The following is a 14,616-nucleotide window of genomic DNA, read 5'->3' as shown; positions in this document are numbered from 1 at the left end:
ACAATATGGGTATAACTTTGTGGATTCATTTTTCTACTTTATTCTTCCTTATCTCTTGTTGTAAATCTTTGTGCATAATATTTGAAGAATTATGATTTATTTTCAGATATTGTATCCCCTCTTATTTATAAAATTAGAAAATAAAAATACTCTCAACTTGTATTTTATAGTCGAAAACTTTTTTAAAAATATTTTTTTCAGTACAATCTACATGTTAATAAATTTCAAAATAACTTTTTATCTGATGGCTACTTACTGTAATACTCCCAAGTAAGATTTATTAATAAGGTTATATTTTAATTTACATAATATTTATTATACAAACTAATGAAATAATATTTTATAAAAATTGAATAAATTCAAGCAGTTATGGCAAAATATACAAATGTAACTATTTAATCATAAAAGATTGGAGGAATCGCTGCTTATAAATTTCTATTTACTACTTCCCTATCGAAAGCAGCAACTTATATATGAAACTAGGTATTCCTAAAGGATTATTGTATTGTAAATATCACACTTTTATAGAAACGTTCTTTAAAGAACTTGGAGCTGAAATAATAACGTCCCAAGATACAGATAAATATATACTTAACCTTGGAACAAAATATTGTGTAGACGAAGCATGTCTCCCAATAAAAATATTTCACGGTCATGTAGCTTCAATAAAGGATAAATGTGATATAATGCTTATTCCTAGAATAATGCAAATACAAAAAAGAGAATTTATATGTCCAAAATTTTGCGGTCTTCCAGAAATGATAATAAATGACATTCCTAATATGCCTCCATTATTAAACTACCCTGTATATGCTTTCTCTAAGGCAAAATGCAGAAACTGGTTGTTAAAATCTGGTTTGATATTTACTAAAAACATTTTAAAAATAAACACTGCCTATAAAAAAGCATTAAGTACCCAAGAAGATTATAAGTTATCACTAGATACCAGTGGTTTTCCTATAAAAACGGCATTAGTAAGTCACCCTTACAACTTATATGACACCTTTACCAATATGAATATAGTAAAAAAATTAAGTAAACTTGGTATCGGAATAGTTACAGAGGAAAGTATAAATGAAAATATAATAAACAGTGAGGTAGACCATCTATTTAAAAAACCATTTTGGCATTTTGCTAGAAATTCTTATGGTTTTTCCACTTATGCAGCAGAAAATAAAAAAGTAGATGGTATAATATACATCTCTTCTTTTGCCTGTGGAATAGATTCCGTAGTAATTGAACTTATTAAAAATAGGTTAAAAGATTTTCCCATGCTCATATTAAAAATAGATGAACAAACTGGAGAAGCAGGCTTTAATACTAGATTAGAAGCCTTTTCAGATATGCTTAAAAGGAGGTGTGCAAATTTATGAAAGTAACCTTCCCCCACCTTGGCAATACCTGTTTTGCAGCAAAGGCTGTATTTGATGGACTTGGAGTTGATTATATCATTCCACCACTTAGCAACAGGGAAGCCTTAGAAATTGGATCATTTTATTCTCCAGAGGAAATGTGCCTTCCTTTTAAAATAATGATAGGAAATTATATACAAAGTATAAAACAAGGTGCAGATACAATATTAATAGTTGGAAGCTGCGGTCCCTGCAGATTTGGAGAATATTGCGAACTCCAAATGAATCTATTGAAAAAATTAGGTTATAACTTAAATTTTATAGTTCTAGATTATCCAAAAGATATAGGATTAAAAGAACTTATGAGAAGACTGCTTTCTATTGGATCAGTTAGTAAGAAAAGTGCCATAGAAAAGTTAAAAGTAGTACATCAGGGACTTAAGATAATAAACCTAATGGACAGTATAGATAAAAAGGTAAAGTTATTATCAGGCTACGAAATAAAAAAAGGACAATGCAAAAATATATTAGAAGATTGCAAATTAAAAGCTTTTAAAACTACTTCACCAGAAGAAATGATATTTACTATAAAAAAACATATGGAACAGTTAAGTAAAGTAACAATCTCTAAAAATAAAAAGCCTTTGAAAATTGCTATAATCGGTGAAATATATACTATAATAGAACCTTTCTCAAATCTTTTTATAGAAGAAAAGCTTATGAATTATGGGGTATCTACAGCTAGATATCTTTCTCCAAGCTGGTGGATTAAAGACATGGTTCTATCGCCATTAAAGTTGAATTCACTTAGTTTAAGAAGGAATTCTAAAAAATATTTGCCTTATTATATAGGTGGTCATGCAAGGGAATGTATAGGAGAAGCTGTTTTAGCAGATAAAAGTGGTTTTGATGGTGCTATACAGATTTTCCCTATGGGGTGTATGCCTGAAATTGTATCAAAATCCATACTTCCAACTATATCAAAGGATAGAAATTTTCCTATCCTTACATTAATAGTAGATGAAATGACCGGCGAAGCTGGATATATAACAAGAATAGAAGCATTTTTAGATTTACTTGAAAGGAGAAAAAAAAATGTATTATATGGGAGTTGACGTAGGCTCAGTTAGCACAGATATTGTAATAGTTGATGAAAATATGAACCTACTTGAATCACTTTATTTGAGGACAAAAGGAAGGCCTATAAGTGCAATTCAAGAAGGATTTAAATTATTGAAAAATAAATATAGAGACACGGACATAAGTGCAGTTGGAACCACTGGAAGTGGAAGACAAATTGCTGCTTCTATTATAGGTGCTGATATAATTAAAAACGAAATAACTTCTCATGCTGTTGCTGCCTTAAACCTAGATAAAGATGTTAAAACCATAATAGAAATAGGTGGTCAGGATTCTAAAATAATACTTTTGCAAAATGGCATTGTGCTAGATTTTGCAATGAATACAGTATGTGCAGCAGGAACAGGTTCCTTTCTAGATCGTCAAGCCGAAAGATTAGATATCCCTATTGAACAATTTGGCGAATATGCTTTAAAATCTACTTCTCCTGTAAGAATAGCAGGGAGATGTGCCGTATTTGCTGAATCAGATATGATACACAAACAACAATTAGGTTATAGTAACTCTGATATAATAAAAGGCCTTTGCAATGCTCTTGTAAGAAATTATTTAACTAATGTGGCCAAAGGCAAAGATATAAAATCCAAAATATTTTTTCAAGGAGGAGTTGCTGCAAATATAGGAATGAAGACTGCTTTTGAAGAAATACTAAATAAAAAAGTAGTAATACCTGAAAATTTTAAAGTAATGGGTGCCATTGGTGCAGCTATTTTAGCAAAGGAAACTTTGGCAAAAGGTAATAAAATCACTAACTTTAATGGATTTAATTTGGCAAATGCTAGTTTTACATCTAAAAGTTTTGAATGCAAAGGATGCCCTAATAGATGTGAAGTTGTAAAAATATCAGGTACTAAGAAAATTATGGGTTTCTTTGGTGGAAGATGTGAAAAATGGAATAAAACTATTTCTGCATAAATGCAGGAGTAGTTTTATTCCATAAAATAAGGCATTTGAAAGAAAATAACAAGTCAAAGATGCGACGAATATTTTTTATCAGACAAGGAGGCAGGTTCCGCAGATAGTGAATCCTATCTAAGGGTTCTACCGACGCAGTATGATAAAAAATAGGCTAGCATACTGACTAGTTATTTCTTTGAAAATGCCTAAGTATATGAAAATCAATTCCACATATCTTTAGTCATAAATTCTATATGTTTTTTCCTATTTTCTGTTTCTTTTACATCTATAGTTATTTCATCTCCATGTACATCAAGTACATATCCCTCTTTTACATCAATGGGTAAATTTATTCGTTTTATATCCATCATAGTTTTATCTTCTTTTTCACAAACGGCATAAGGTCCCTCAAACCTATCTATTATAACTTTCATAAAAATAATCCCCCATTTCATAGTATTATACATTCCCATTATATTACTATTATACTACCTATTTTTTAACTTTAAAGTATTTATTTCAAAAATTTTTAGTTGCATTTTCCTGTATTTTTCTAACAATGGCCGCAGAAACCTTACCTGGCGATAGCTTACAAAATAAAACAGCTATTTTATTAAAAAATCCTGGTATTATAACAGATTTATTTTTCATAAATCCTTTATAAGCTATCTTAGCAGTTTTTTCAGCATTCATAGCAGTTTTTATATCTTTTTTACCTGCATTTTTAGAAAATCCAGTTCTAGTAGCTCCTGGGCACAGAGTACATACTTTTATGCCATAGGGCTTTAGCTCATTTTCAAGGGCTTGAGAAAAGGACAAGACATATGCTTTAGATGCATAATATACCGCAATATAAGGTCCTGGCTCATAAGAACCTGTAGATGCTACATTTAGTATGCTCCCCTTTCTTAACTTTATCATCTCTTTTGAAAATAATTTAGTTAAATAAGTAATAGCTTCAATGTTTAACCCTATTATTTCTTCATCTTTGTCTATACCAATTTCATGAAAAAGTCCACAGTAACCTGCACCGGCATTATTAACAAGAGTAGTTACCCTTATTCCTAGTTGTTGTACTTTTAAAAATAGATCTTTTACACATTCTCGTTTTGAAAGATCTTCTTTTATTATATGTACATTAACATTACATTTTTTTTTTAAATCTTTTGCTATTTCTGTTAATTTGTTTTCATTCCTAGCTACAAGTATTAAATTATATCCATCCTTAGAAAATAGTTTTGTAAGTTCAAGTCCTATTCCATTTGAAGCTCCTGTAATTAGAACAGTCTTTTCATTATTTGAAGTCATAATAAATCTCCATTTTGTTTATTGTTAGTTTATACTTTTTATTTTAAGTAGTTTTGTTTATATTTACAACTGTTGTTTGTTGCTATTTTTAGTTTACTTTATTTTTAATTTACATAATATTTATTATTTAAACATTATACATTGCATTACATTTTTGTTTAAATAAAAGTCATAATTATCATATTAATTGATAATTATGACTTTTAAGTCTTTTCTTAATTATATTTTTATTATTAACATTGTTTATACTGTGGTTCCTCTTGCTGTATGAACTTTTGTCTTCCTTGAAGTATTTGAAGAGCATCATCCAAATTTGCTGCTATTTGGTGGAAATCTTTTTTAGCACTTTTGTCCTGTGTCTCCAGTTCAAATGTCTTCATAGTTGCAGCCGCACTTTGAATTCCTGCTATTGCTTGCTGCATTTGAGTTCCAACTGTCATTTATTATCACCTCCTTTAAATTATCCTTTGGGTTTAAATATTAAAGCCCCTATAAATCCAAAAATCACAGCAGCAGAAATACCAGCACTAGTAATCTCAAAAATTCCTGTTAGCACGCCTATTATTCCATATTCATCTGCTTCCATCATAGCTCCTTTAACTAATGAATTTCCAAAACTACTTATTGGTATAGAAGCACCAGCACCAGCAAATTTTACTAAAGGATCATATAATCCCAATCCTCCAAGAACAGCTCCAACTACTACAAGAGTAGTTGTTGTATGTGCCGGTGTGAGTTTAAATACGTCCATCATTATCTGACCTATTACACATATTCCTCCACCTACTAAAAATGCCCAAAGAAATTTTTCCATATGAATGCACCTCTTTTCTATGCTTCTATAGATACTGCATGAGCCACAGATGGTATACTCTCTTTTTGTTGATATGACATAGGTGACATAAGTGCTCCTGTTGCCACTACTAATATTTTATTTAACTTTTTTTTCTTCATTTCTTTAAAAAAATGTCCATAAGTTACTGTAGCAGAACATGCACATCCGCTGCCACCTGAAAATACAGGTTGATCTTTGTTATATATTAGCTTTCCACAGTCTTTAAATACTCCTTCTTGAAACTTAAATCCATCCTTTTTTAAAATTTCTTCTGCTATATCATGACCTATTTTTCCCAAATCTCCCGTAGCTATTATGTCATAATAAGAAGGATCTCTATTTAAATCTCTAAAATGAGCTTCTATTGTATCTACTGCCGCTGGTGCCATAGCAGCACCCATATTAAATGGATCCGAAATTCCCATATCTACTACTTTACCTACAGTAGCTGATGTAACTTTAGGTCCAGTACCCTTTCCAACTACTGCAGCTCCTGCTCCTGTTACCGTCCATTGAGCTGTAGGAGGCTTCTGCCCTCCATACTCTGTAGGGTATCTAAACTGTTTTTCTGTAGCAGCATTATGGCTGGATGTTCCACAAAGAACGTATTCTGCTGCACCATTATCTACAAGCAAAGACGATATAGCTAACCCTTCCATAGAACTTGAGCAAGCTCCAAATATACCTAAATACGGTATACCTAAAGTTCTAGCAGCAAAACTACTGATAACTATCTGATTCATAAGATCTCCACTTATGAAAAAATTTATACTTTCTTTTTTCACTTTTGCATTTTTTATAGCAATCTGACAGGCTTCCTCCAATAACTTTTTTTCAGATTTCTCGAAGCTATCCTGTCCAAGCCATATATCTTCATGAAGCAAATCAAAATCTTTAGCTAAAGCACCTTTTGCTTCAAACGGTCCTCCTACTGCACCACATCCAAGTATAGCCGGTTTAGATTCAAATACCCATGATTGATGACCTTGAATCATTTACATCCCACCTAACCATTTAATAATTACTTTTATAGTAGCAACTACAAAAGCAGAAAAAACTCCAAAAGTTATTACAGGACCTGCAATTTTAAACATATTTCCTCCTACACCAAGAACGAATCCTTCGCTTCTATGTTCTATAGCAGCGGATGCAATGGAATTTGCAAAACCAGTAACAGGAATAGATGTTCCTGCACCAGCCCATTGTGCAATGTGATCAAATACTCCAAACCCTGTAAGTAATACAGCAATTATTATTATAACTGCAGATGTCGGATTACCAGCATTGGCCTCTGTAAACTTAAAATACTTTATAAATATAATTTGAAGTACCTGACCAAAAGCACAAATACTCCCGCCAACCAAAAATGCTTTCAGACTATTTTTAAGAACATTTCTTTTTGTCTCTTTTGCTTTAGCCAAATTTTGATACTCTTGTTGTGCAGGAGTCAGCTTTTTATTTTTTTTATTGGACATTTTATCACCTTCTATTTCAATAAATAGGGTTTTAACTTTATTAATACATTCTTTAAAACATCAGAATCCTTTTTATACATATCTTTTACCTTTTTATCCTCAGTTTCAAGGGTAAATGACATCAAATCTGCCTGAGCCTTTTCCAGATTGGCATAGAGAATTTTTCTAACATTTGATTGGGGAGTTTGAATTAAATCATCAAATAAATCTATGTAGAGTTCGCCTTTTGAATTAACCTGACCTATAAATACATTATCCAAAGATACACCTTTAGATTCTAACTGTACATCAAGCCATCCTTGATTTAGTCCTAAATTGCTCAAGGATTCATTTATAATATTTCCGTCCAATATTACAGTCTGAGGCGCCCCTTCTTGAGACACTTCTATCTGAAGATCATTTGGAGTAAGTGGCCTTTTATCTGATTTCATGAGTATATTTATATCTCCTGTAGACTCCATCATGGCAAATTCCACATCTGCTAAATTAAATACATTTTTTGAGCGAAGTTCCCTTAATAAGTCTTCACCGCTGCATCCAATTTTACTTAAATTTTCTTCCATTACTTTTCCTTCTTTTACAACTACGACTCCTTTACCCTTTAGCAAATTGCATATAAACTTACTTTTCATAGAAGCATATTCTAAAATTAATGGAAGTAACATCCATACAGCTATGGCCAGAATACCAATTACCCAGTTATATATAACATTCGTGCACGTTAGTGCTATTAAAACCGCTATTACACTATAGTTTATAAAATTAAAAGGAGATATCTTCCTGGGATGCTTTTTTCCCTCTATTGTTATAAAAAACAAGGTAACAAAAAATAATACTGTAGATTTTAACAAAATTATAATCCAAATTTTCATATATTATTCCCCCAAATCAGTTCTGTTTATATTGAGGCTCTTCATATTCTAAATACTTTAATCTATCATTTAGATTTTTTGTAATACCATCTACAGCATCCAGTGCCTCTTTGTACACATTCTTTACTTTTTTATTCTGTTCTTGAAGAGAATATACTCTCAAAGTACTTTCAGCACCTTTAAGAACAGCCAGTGTCTGTTTTACTTGAGATCCTACAGTCAATTTATTAAGCCCTCCCTCATATTTCTTATAAAATTACTAACCAACTTTTCTAATATAGTTTTACCCTGTTTAAATAGAATTATTACATATAATTTATGTAACTTATATGTAAATTTTTTAAATAAAAAAAGACCTAAAAAACAATAATATTTTCAAAGGTCTTTTTCTACTTACTACATATAACTAATATGCTATTTCTGTCTTTATAACTTTAATGTTTTCTTCACCTTTATTGGAAAATTTAATATTAAAAGGATCACCATTAAGCAAAGTGGTTACAGCTAATGTATCTTTATTGTTAAGATACACCTTCATACCGCTAATATAAGTTTCAACTTTTTCACCCAAAATATAAAATACGTATGTAATTTGTTTTATATTCTTTTGCCTATTAATATATTCACCTGGATTAAGTTTTTCTTCATATACTTTTTTACCTTCAAAAGTGTATGTCTTCATTTTTCCCTGGCATCCAGCAGCCATCATTAAGTTAAAATCTGTTACCTTTCCAAAACTTTTAGTATTCCAATCACCCATAAAACTATCCTGTTCAAAAGGCTTTAAATTCTTTTCATAGTGTCCCTCATGATGGAGAGTTAACTTTCCATCTATGCTCATTATGATTCTAGCAATTCCAGGTAAATGAGTGAATACAGATTCTTCATCTATAACCCTAGCGGAGCTTAATCTCCATTTAAAATTTCTATCAGCATATTTTGCTTCATAAGGATATATTAAAAGCTCTGTAGTAGTCCCTCCCGACCATCTGCTTGTCTTATATTCATCCGACCTTATAATTTTTACTGTATTCATCACATTACACATCTCCTCATACGTATAGATTTAATTCTAGGTAAATTATATCACAAAAAATTTTATTTTAATTTCTATTCCAGAATAAACAAGAAGTAAATGTGCCTACTATTATTATTCCTAGTATGGTCTCCATAATTACCATAAAACGCACTATAATAGAATTAGGCAAAATATCACCATATCCCAATGTGGTTATAGTTACAGCACTAAAATATATAAAATTTCCTATTGGATATTTGAAATTTCCACAAACCACTGATTTAAGTACTAGAGGACTATTATCCAAAAATGATATGGAATTTTCAACAAGCTTTGAAAAATAAAAGTTTAGTGGATAATAATAGTATTCTTCTTTAAGAAATTTACTTTTAAGCATAGTATAGTCATTTACCCACATATATTTAGTATCCACTTTTCTTAACTGATTTGCTTGATTTTTTTTATAGCAATTAAAACTTTTATACATTCCATTTTTATTTACTGTATAAAAGCATATTTTCAATTTACAACTGTTAAACTTACTATTAACCCTATCTTCTCCCATATCTTCTAGGCTTATATGGGTTACGCCCTTATCTTTTAACAATGTACTATAATAGTTCGCCCATAATTTTCCTAAAGATTTATCAAAGGAAAATACCTTTATAGAAGAACCTGAATCGTCTACGATTTCTAAATTTGCAAAAGGTCTTTTGTATTCATCAGAACTTATTAAATCTTCCACAGTGTTTTTCAATTCTCTGCTTTTAATTTTAATGTTTAGATTTTTTTTAAATGCATCTACTTTGGTAGTCATATTTACATCTTTTTGAAATACAAAAAAATCTCCCCTAGAAGTATTTGCAATGCTCCAATAGATAAGCCCGAATAGAAATAATACAGTTACATAGGAAAATGCCAATGCAGACAAAATGGTTTTCTTTTTAATTTTATATATACTAATAAACTTCTTCATAAACATACCTCTATCTATTGTATATATATTTATACTTTTCGAAAAAGTTTATTATCACATTTTCCTATTAATTTTCACCATAATCTAACTGTTTCTAACCTTCAACTTAGTCCCTTCTTTTGAATCTATTAAATCTATTCCCATAGATTTAAGTTCATCCCTAATTACATCTGCCTTATGCCAATCCTTGTGGTTTCTTGCATCATTTCTCTCACATATGAGTCTTTTGATATCTTCTGAATCCAACTTTTCTAAATTATGATTGTTGGACTTTAAAAGATCCATTGAAAAAACAGTATCAAAACTTTCTATAAGTAAGCTTTTTTCCTTGTTTGTTAATTCATCATCTTTTATAACTTCAAATAACACGGTAAATGCATTTGGTATATTCAAATCATCACTTATCTTTTCCTGAAACTTATTTTTATAATTATTAACAAGTTCCTCATCTGCCCTTTCATTTTCTTTTACATTTGAAACTATATCTGCAACTTTATCCTTTAATTTTTTATAAGCTAGCTGTGCCTGTCTTAATGCATCAAAACTGAACATAAGCTGTTTTCTATACCTAGATTGAAGACAAAAGTATCTATAATCCATAGGTGAGAAGCCTTCCTTTTCAATTTTAGAAAGGGTTAAAAAATCACCTTTTGATTTAGACATTTTGCCATCAGATAATACCAAAAATTCTCCATGCATCCAATAATTCACCCATTTGTGTCCAAGTGCCGCTTCTGATTCAGCTATTTCATTCGTATGATGTACCGGAATATGGTCTACTCCACCGCAGTGTATATCTATTTTATCTCCTAAGTATTTTATTGACATAGCAGAACATTCTATATGCCAACCAGGAAAGCCTTTTCCCCAAGGAGAATTCCACTGCATTATTTGATCTTTAAATTTAGAATTTGTAAACCAAAGTACAAAATCCAGTGGATTTTTCTTATTCTCATCCACATCTATTCTAGCTCCTGCTTCTAATTCTTCCATACTTAAATTGGCTAGTTTATTATAATCTTTAAACTTATCAATTTCATAATACACATTTCCCTTTGATGTGTAGGTATATCCCTTTTCCTCCAGTGTCTTAATTATATCTATCATATCTTGAATATGATCTGTAGCCTTACAAACTATATCAGGTTTTCTTATATTGAGTTTATGACAATCCTTAAAAAAAGCATTCTCATAAAATTTAGCAATTTCCCATACAGTTTTATTTTCACGTTCAGCCCCTATTTGCATCTTATCTTCACCTGTATCTGCATCAGATTGCAAATGTCCTACATCAGTTATATTCATAACATGCTTAACTTTGTAGTGACCATATTCAAAAGCTTTCTTTAATATATCCTCAAAAATATATGTTCTTAAATTTCCTATATGAGCATAATTATAAACTGTAGGACCGCAGGTATAAATTCCAACTTTCCCTTCATTTACAGGGACAAATTTTTCTTTTTTTCTACTCATTGTATTATAAACGTAAAAATCCATAGTATATCTCCCCTTACCATGCATGAACTGTTAAAATTGTATTATAGATAAATATTATCACAATTTTAATATAATTCAATAATCTGACATGTTCTATTTTACATAATCCCTTATATAATTGTTAAAATTCCAAAGATGTAAAAACCTTTCTGAACTACTATATCCTGATTGAAAAAGTTTCATTCTCATTTTACTGGATATATTAAATTCTGTACTTCTAACTCCTAATGTTGGAATAAATACAGTTCTAACTGCATATTTATCCTTCACATACACTTCCTCATTTTTATCTATCATGGTCCCAAATATATCAAATAAGTAAGAAATAAAATCCATCTTTTTTGATTCTCCATAGCTTATATCCTCTTCCGCTAATTTAAACCCTATTGTAGGAAACTCTGGGATATTTTCCGTATCAAATATCCATATTGGGAAATTACTGAGTATACCCCCATCAACTATATAGCTGCATTCCCCTTTATAATGAAATTTTACCGGTTTAAAATAAAGAGGGATACTTATACTCATTCGAACTGCTTCTGCTATTTCAAACTTCATAGGATCTATACCGTATTCTTTTAAATCATCTGGTAGTATTAGCATTCTCTTTTTAGTTATATCTGATGCTACTATTTTAAGAGGTGACTTTCCATCTACACTTATATCTCCAAAAGTTCTTTTTCCTTTTTTAGATATGAGTTCTCCAATATATTTTTTTACAGCATCTGAAGAATATATTCCCTTATCTTTAAAAAGTGTAAAAGATTTTTTAATTAAGGAAAGTTCTCTTATCCATTTTTTTTTAAAAAATGCATCTCGGTTTAGATTCATAGCTATATCTTTCAATTCTTCTCCACTATACCCTACTGCTAAAAGTGAAGCTATTACCGCTCCAGCAGAAGTCCCCGCAAACTTGTTCCACTTATATCCCATTTTTTCAAAACAACATACTGCGCCTATAAGTCCTATTCCCTTCATACCTCCACCTTCAAATACAGCATTTGCTATCATAAAATCACCTCAATATATAAATATGTAAATATTTATATATTGGATACTTAAAAATCAATTATAGAATATTATTCAAAATAAGTGGGAAACTATAATTATAATTATTGATGTTATATTAAAGAAAGAAGGGAGATTGTCAAAATGCGAATTGAAATTTACTATAAAGGCATTAAAAACGCCAATGAAGCTGTAAAGGAACTTAAAAGTGAAGGATTTAGCCATACCGCTGTGGATTTAAATGACAATTATATAGACCCCTTAAGTTCTAATTCAGATTTTGGTATAAATTTTTCAAATGTAATAAATTCCTCAGGAGTTTCCTATACTTCATCTGGAAGGACTCTTCCATCTACAAGTCCCATGATAAGTGGTTTTGGTAGTTTTAGCGACCTTGAGAACACATCTTATAAAGTAATTGTAAATTCTAATTCTGTAGATAATGAAAATTTGAAAGAAATCATAAAAAAAACTGGTGGGGAAATTAAAAATCATATTTTAAATAGTGAAAGTAAAATTGAAGATAATAATTTACTTTAATTTTAAGTAAACATAATAATTTTTACGTTAATTAAAAACCTCACATAAGTGTCTTAAAATTTTAAGACACTTATGTGAGGTTTTCTTTTTAAATTTTCTCAATATTATTATGTGCAATTTTATCTTTGTCCTTATTTATCTCACCTGCAACAGATTGTCTTAATTGTTCTATTTGAGCAGCAGTCAAATCAGGCAATATTTTTAATATTTCTCCTTCAAATTTTTTTTGTTTGTTAGAAATAGTACTTTCTATGTTTGAATTTATCCTAAAATATTCATCTACAACCCTCCATACTTCTCTGGCAACTTGCAGGCATCCATTATATCTATTAATACGTATTTTTTGTATAACCTCCTCTTTTCTTTTCTCAACTAATACTACAATGGCATCTCCAATAGCTTTAATTGCAGCAACTAACACACCTACTATGACAGTTATAGCTATAGGAACAATTTCATTAATAATACTCTGTAACATTTACAAGTTCCCCCTCAAATTTACTTCAAATATCTGTTACCAATTAGTTTATTAATATAACGTACGTAATGTTCCTATTTATTGTATACGTAAACATATATGTTGATAAAAAATAAGGCAGTTAGCTGCATCTAATTTTCATAACAACTTTCCATAATAGCAAGAGCTGCAGCTCCTATAGCTCCAGAATCTTCTCCTAAACGAGCAGAAAGTATCTTAGTATTTTCACTTATAGATTGAAAACACCTTTTTTGCACAACTTGTTTTACTTTACTTAAAACTATACTTCCACCTTTGCATACTCCTCCACCTATCACAACTACTTCCGGATCAAAGCAAGTGACTACATTTGCAACACATATTCCAAGGTAATTTAAAGCTCTGTCCAATATATTTTTAGATACTCCATCTCCAAGTTCTGCCTCTTTAAATACTTCTTTTGAAGTTATATTCTTATATTTAGAAAGAGAAGTACATTCTCCTATTTTTATTGCTCTTTTTGCTTCTCGTGCTATAGCAGTACCAGATGCAAGTACCTCTGCACATCCATAATTTCCACAGTTACACAGGGGACCTTCTTTTTCTAAAGTCATATGCCCTACTTCCAGTGCATTTTTAGTATTACCTCTATATATTCTACCATTTAATACAGCTCCTCCCCCTATTCCTGTAGAAACTGTTATGAATACCATGTTTTTACTGCCCTTGCCTGCACCAAACATATATTCTCCTAATGCCGCTGCATTTGCATCATTATCCAAATATACTGGAATCTCAAAATTATCCTTTATGGGTTTTACAATACTAAAATTTCTAAAAGGCAAATTTGGGGTACATATTATCTCACCTTTATCTATATCAAGCGGACCTGGAGATCCGATTCCCACGCCTACTATTTTTTTTCTGTCAACTTTACACTCCTCCATTACCTTATCAATAATCTCTATCATTCTATTTAATATGAAGTTTTCCCCTTTTTCCGCTTTCGTTGGCAAAGTAACCTTACATATTACTTGTCCCATGAAGTTTACAACAGCAGCACAAATTTTGGTACCGCCTAAATCAACTCCAACTACATATTTATCTTTCAAGTTATCTTCTCTCCTCTCCATATAATATTTCCATCAAAATATAATATATCACATATTTATATCATTAACTAATTTTTATAAATTTGTATAATTCCTATTGCAAGTTTAAATAAAGCAACATTAAAC

Annotated in this window: 18 protein-coding genes; 4 read left to right on the top strand and 14 right to left on the bottom strand. The window is 30.4% G+C overall.

Annotated elements, in window-relative coordinates; all coding sequences use genetic code 11:
- The first annotated feature begins 473 nt into the window (after window positions 1-473).
- From DMR38_RS10720 to DMR38_RS10710, 3 genes are read left to right on the top strand one after another with little or no spacing between them, the layout of a single operon-like run.
- On the top strand, window positions 474-1,373 hold the full coding sequence (locus tag DMR38_RS10720) for an acyl-CoA dehydratase activase-related protein (protein WP_127721314.1): 900 nt from the start codon (window positions 474-476) through the stop codon (window positions 1,371-1,373).
- Window positions 1,370-2,467 carry a 2-hydroxyglutaryl-CoA dehydratase gene (locus tag DMR38_RS10715; protein WP_127721313.1) on the top strand — a complete coding sequence of 366 codons (1,098 nt, stop codon included), beginning with the start codon at window positions 1,370-1,372 and terminating at the stop codon, window positions 2,465-2,467. The genes DMR38_RS10720 and DMR38_RS10715 overlap by 4 nt, the downstream gene beginning before the upstream one ends.
- Complete coding sequence (locus DMR38_RS10710; RefSeq protein ID WP_127721312.1) at window positions 2,448-3,407, top strand: acyl-CoA dehydratase activase; 960 nt, start codon at window positions 2,448-2,450, stop codon at window positions 3,405-3,407. Before DMR38_RS10715 ends, DMR38_RS10710 begins: the two co-directional genes overlap by 20 nt.
- A 203-nt stretch (window positions 3,408-3,610) precedes the next feature.
- Here the strand turns inward: DMR38_RS10710 and DMR38_RS10705 are convergent, their stop codons facing one another.
- The 12 genes from DMR38_RS10705 to DMR38_RS10650 form a co-directional block, all read right to left on the bottom strand.
- Window positions 3,611-3,823 (bottom strand): DUF3006 domain-containing protein, encoded by a 213-nt coding sequence (locus DMR38_RS10705; protein WP_175412986.1) that lies wholly within the window; start codon window positions 3,821-3,823, stop codon window positions 3,611-3,613.
- A gap of 85 nt (window positions 3,824-3,908) precedes the next feature.
- Window positions 3,909-4,697: an SDR family oxidoreductase gene (locus DMR38_RS10700; protein WP_127721311.1), complete on the bottom strand. Its 789-nt coding sequence runs from the start codon at window positions 4,695-4,697 to the stop codon at window positions 3,909-3,911.
- Window positions 4,698-4,930: 233 nt separating this feature from the next.
- Entirely contained in the window at window positions 4,931-5,137 is a 207-nt protein-coding gene (locus tag DMR38_RS10695; RefSeq protein ID WP_127721310.1) for a DUF1657 domain-containing protein, read from the bottom strand.
- 20 nt (window positions 5,138-5,157) lie between these two features.
- Window positions 5,158-5,511 (bottom strand): stage V sporulation protein AE, encoded by a 354-nt coding sequence (gene spoVAE, locus DMR38_RS10690; RefSeq protein WP_127721309.1) that lies wholly within the window; start codon window positions 5,509-5,511, stop codon window positions 5,158-5,160.
- A gap of 17 nt (window positions 5,512-5,528) precedes the next feature.
- A complete protein-coding gene (gene spoVAD / locus DMR38_RS10685; RefSeq protein WP_127721308.1) occupies window positions 5,529-6,527 on the bottom strand; it encodes a stage V sporulation protein AD in 999 nt (332 codons plus the stop codon).
- A complete protein-coding gene (spoVAC, locus tag DMR38_RS10680) occupies window positions 6,528-7,007 on the bottom strand; it encodes a stage V sporulation protein AC (protein WP_127721307.1) in 480 nt (159 codons plus the stop codon).
- Window positions 7,008-7,018: 11 nt separating this feature from the next.
- Window positions 7,019-7,879, bottom strand: a complete 861-nt coding sequence (locus tag DMR38_RS10675) for a YetF domain-containing protein (RefSeq protein WP_127721306.1) — start codon at window positions 7,877-7,879, stop codon at window positions 7,019-7,021.
- Window positions 7,880-7,895: 16 nt separating this feature from the next.
- Complete coding sequence (locus DMR38_RS10670) at window positions 7,896-8,102, bottom strand: DUF1657 domain-containing protein (protein WP_127721305.1); 207 nt, start codon at window positions 8,100-8,102, stop codon at window positions 7,896-7,898.
- Window positions 8,103-8,285: 183 nt separating this feature from the next.
- Window positions 8,286-8,915: a HutD family protein gene (locus tag DMR38_RS10665; protein WP_127721304.1), complete on the bottom strand. Its 630-nt coding sequence runs from the start codon at window positions 8,913-8,915 to the stop codon at window positions 8,286-8,288.
- Window positions 8,916-8,982: 67 nt separating this feature from the next.
- Window positions 8,983-9,873, bottom strand: coding sequence for a potassium channel family protein (locus DMR38_RS10660; protein ID WP_127721303.1), 891 nt, complete (start codon window positions 9,871-9,873; stop codon window positions 8,983-8,985).
- Window positions 9,874-9,957: 84 nt separating this feature from the next.
- Window positions 9,958-11,373: a cysteine--tRNA ligase gene (cysS, locus tag DMR38_RS10655; RefSeq protein WP_127721302.1), complete on the bottom strand. Its 1,416-nt coding sequence runs from the start codon at window positions 11,371-11,373 to the stop codon at window positions 9,958-9,960.
- 93 nt (window positions 11,374-11,466) lie between these two features.
- Window positions 11,467-12,384, bottom strand: a complete 918-nt coding sequence (locus DMR38_RS10650; RefSeq protein ID WP_127721301.1) for a patatin-like phospholipase family protein — start codon at window positions 12,382-12,384, stop codon at window positions 11,467-11,469.
- 141 nt (window positions 12,385-12,525) lie between these two features.
- Between DMR38_RS10650 and DMR38_RS10645 the strand changes: the two genes are divergently transcribed.
- Window positions 12,526-12,921 carry a hypothetical protein gene (locus DMR38_RS10645; RefSeq protein ID WP_127721300.1) on the top strand — a complete coding sequence of 132 codons (396 nt, stop codon included), beginning with the start codon at window positions 12,526-12,528 and terminating at the stop codon, window positions 12,919-12,921.
- Between the two features lie 88 nt (window positions 12,922-13,009).
- Here DMR38_RS10645 and DMR38_RS10640 read toward each other — a convergent pair whose 3' ends face one another.
- Entirely contained in the window at window positions 13,010-13,399 is a 390-nt protein-coding gene (locus DMR38_RS10640) for a hypothetical protein (RefSeq protein ID WP_127721299.1), read from the bottom strand.
- Between the two features lie 131 nt (window positions 13,400-13,530).
- The gene (locus DMR38_RS10635) at window positions 13,531-14,490 is read right to left on the bottom strand and encodes an ROK family protein (RefSeq protein ID WP_127721298.1); all 960 of its coding nucleotides are present in this window, start codon (window positions 14,488-14,490) and stop codon (window positions 13,531-13,533) included.
- Window positions 14,491-14,616 lie beyond the last annotated feature (126 nt).

It is taken from the genome of Clostridium sp. AWRP (assembly GCF_004006395.2).
Taxonomy (GTDB): Bacteria; Bacillota; Clostridia; order Clostridiales; family Clostridiaceae; genus Clostridium_B.
The sequence above is the reverse complement of the archived record's forward strand: the minus strand, read 5'-3'. Positions and strand labels throughout refer to the sequence as shown.

Bases quoted from the DNA above. Each gene is read 5' to 3' on its own strand.
- DMR38_RS10660 (WP_127721303.1), bottom strand. From the start codon at position 9,873: ATGAAGAAGTTTATTAGTATATATAAAATTAAAAAGAAAACCATTTTG.
- DMR38_RS10675 (WP_127721306.1), bottom strand. From the start codon at position 7,879: ATGAAAATTTGGATTATAATTTTGTTAAAATCTACAGTATTATTTTTT.
- DMR38_RS10715 (WP_127721313.1), top strand. From the start codon at position 1,370: ATGAAAGTAACCTTCCCCCACCTTGGCAATACCTGTTTTGCAGCAAAG.
- DMR38_RS10695 (WP_127721310.1), bottom strand. From the start codon at position 5,137: ATGACAGTTGGAACTCAAATGCAGCAAGCAATAGCAGGAATTCAAAGT.
- DMR38_RS10700 (WP_127721311.1), bottom strand. From the start codon at position 4,697: ATGACTTCAAATAATGAAAAGACTGTTCTAATTACAGGAGCTTCAAAT.
- spoVAE (WP_127721309.1), bottom strand. From the start codon at position 5,511: ATGGAAAAATTTCTTTGGGCATTTTTAGTAGGTGGAGGAATATGTGTA.
- cysS (WP_127721302.1), bottom strand. From the start codon at position 11,373: ATGGATTTTTACGTTTATAATACAATGAGTAGAAAAAAAGAAAAATTT.
- DMR38_RS10640 (WP_127721299.1), bottom strand. From the start codon at position 13,399: ATGTTACAGAGTATTATTAATGAAATTGTTCCTATAGCTATAACTGTC.
- DMR38_RS10645 (WP_127721300.1), top strand. From the start codon at position 12,526: ATGCGAATTGAAATTTACTATAAAGGCATTAAAAACGCCAATGAAGCT.
- spoVAC (WP_127721307.1), bottom strand. From the start codon at position 7,007: ATGTCCAATAAAAAAAATAAAAAGCTGACTCCTGCACAACAAGAGTAT.
- spoVAD (WP_127721308.1), bottom strand. From the start codon at position 6,527: ATGATTCAAGGTCATCAATCATGGGTATTTGAATCTAAACCGGCTATA.
- DMR38_RS10650 (WP_127721301.1), bottom strand. From the start codon at position 12,384: ATGATAGCAAATGCTGTATTTGAAGGTGGAGGTATGAAGGGAATAGGA.
- DMR38_RS10720 (WP_127721314.1), top strand. From the start codon at position 474: ATGAAACTAGGTATTCCTAAAGGATTATTGTATTGTAAATATCACACT.
- DMR38_RS10665 (WP_127721304.1), bottom strand. From the start codon at position 8,915: ATGAATACAGTAAAAATTATAAGGTCGGATGAATATAAGACAAGCAGA.
- DMR38_RS10710 (WP_127721312.1), top strand. From the start codon at position 2,448: ATGTATTATATGGGAGTTGACGTAGGCTCAGTTAGCACAGATATTGTA.
- DMR38_RS10705 (WP_175412986.1), bottom strand. From the start codon at position 3,823: ATGAAAGTTATAATAGATAGGTTTGAGGGACCTTATGCCGTTTGTGAA.